Raw genomic sequence first — 1,511 nt, 5'->3', positions numbered from 1 at the left:
CAGGCGCGTGCGGGCGGCGGTGAAAAGCGGGTGGCGGCCCAGCATGCCAAGGGCAAGCTGACGGCGCGCGAGCGGATCGACCTGCTGCTCGACGAAGGCTCGTTCGAGGAGTTCGACATGTTCGTCGAGCACCGGGGGACCGAGTTCGGCATGGCCGACCAGAAGGTGCCCGGCGACGGGGTGGTCACCGGCTGGGGCGCGATCAACGGCAAGGTGGTCTACGTCTTCTCCAAGGACTTCACGGTGTTCGGCGGCTCGCTGTCGGGCGCCCACGCGGCCAAGATCGTCAAGGTCCAGCGCCAGGCGATGAAGGCCGGCGCGCCGATCATCGGCCTGTTCGACGCCGGCGGGGCGCGCATCCAGGAGGGCGTCGACAGCCTGGCGGGCTATGCCGACATCTTCCTCGAAAACACCCTGGCCAGCGGCGTCATCCCGCAGATCAGCGTGATCATGGGCCCCTGCGCCGGCGGCGACGTCTATAGCCCGGCCATGACCGACTTCATCTTCATGGTGAAGGATACGAGCTACATGTTCGTCACCGGTCCGGACGTGGTCAAGACCGTCACCAACGAGGTGGTCACCGCCGAGGAACTGGGCGGGGCCCGGGTGCATGCCGCCAAGTCGGGCGTCGCCGAAGGCGCGTTCGAGAACGACCTGGAAGCCCTGACCCAGGTGCGCCGCCTGATCGACTTCCTGCCCTCGTCCAATCGCGAGAAGGCCCCGATCCGTCAAAGCTTCGACGATCCGCACCGCCAGGAAGACAGCCTCGACAGCCTGGTTCCCGCCGACCCGGGCAAGCCCTACGACATGAAGGAGCTGATCCTGAAGATCGTCGACGAGGCCGACTTCTTCGAGATCTCCAGCGAGTGGGCCAGGAACATCGTCTGCGGTTTCGCCCGCATGGACGGCCAGACGGTCGGGATCGTCGCCAACCAGCCCCAGGTGCTGGCCGGCGTGCTCGACATCGACAGCTCGCGCAAGGCCGCCCGCTTCGTGCGCTTCTGCGACGCCTTCGAGATCCCGATCGTCACCCTGGTCGACGTGCCGGGCTTCATGCCCGGGACGAAGCAGGAGTACGGCGGCCTGATCAAGCACGGCGCCAAGCTGCTGTTCGCCTATGCCGAGGCCACCGTGCCCAAGGTCACCCTGATCACCCGCAAGGCCTATGGCGGGGCCTATGACGTGATGAGCTCCAAGCACCTGCGCGGCGACTTCAACTACGCCTGGCCCACCGCCGAGATCGCGGTGATGGGCGCCAAGGGGGCCGTCGAGATCATCTTCCGCCAGGAGGCCAAGGATCCAGAGGCCCTGGCCGCCCGCGAGGCCGAATACAAGGACCGCTTCGCCAACCCCTTCGTGGCCGCCTCCCGCGGCTATGTCGACGACGTCATCATGCCTCACGGCACCCGCAAGCGCATCGTCCGGGCGCTCCACTCCCTCAAGGGCAAGGTGCTGACCAACCCCGCCAAGAAGCACGACAACATCCCGCTCTGAGCCGGGACGCTCCCCCT

Annotated in this window: 1 protein-coding gene; it reads left to right on the top strand. The window is 67.0% G+C overall.

All coding sequences use genetic code 11. The features are described 5' to 3' along the window. The coding region (locus DDF67_RS10450; RefSeq protein WP_233247611.1) for an acyl-CoA carboxylase subunit beta at positions 1-1,494 on the top strand (1,494 nt) is incomplete at its 5' end. Positions 1,495-1,511 lie beyond the last annotated feature (17 nt).

This window comes from Caulobacter endophyticus, assembly GCF_003116815.1.
Classification (GTDB): domain Bacteria; phylum Pseudomonadota; class Alphaproteobacteria; order Caulobacterales; family Caulobacteraceae; genus Caulobacter; species Caulobacter endophyticus.
Note: the sequence above shows the minus strand (reverse complement) of the source record. Positions and strands in the feature narration are given on the sequence as shown.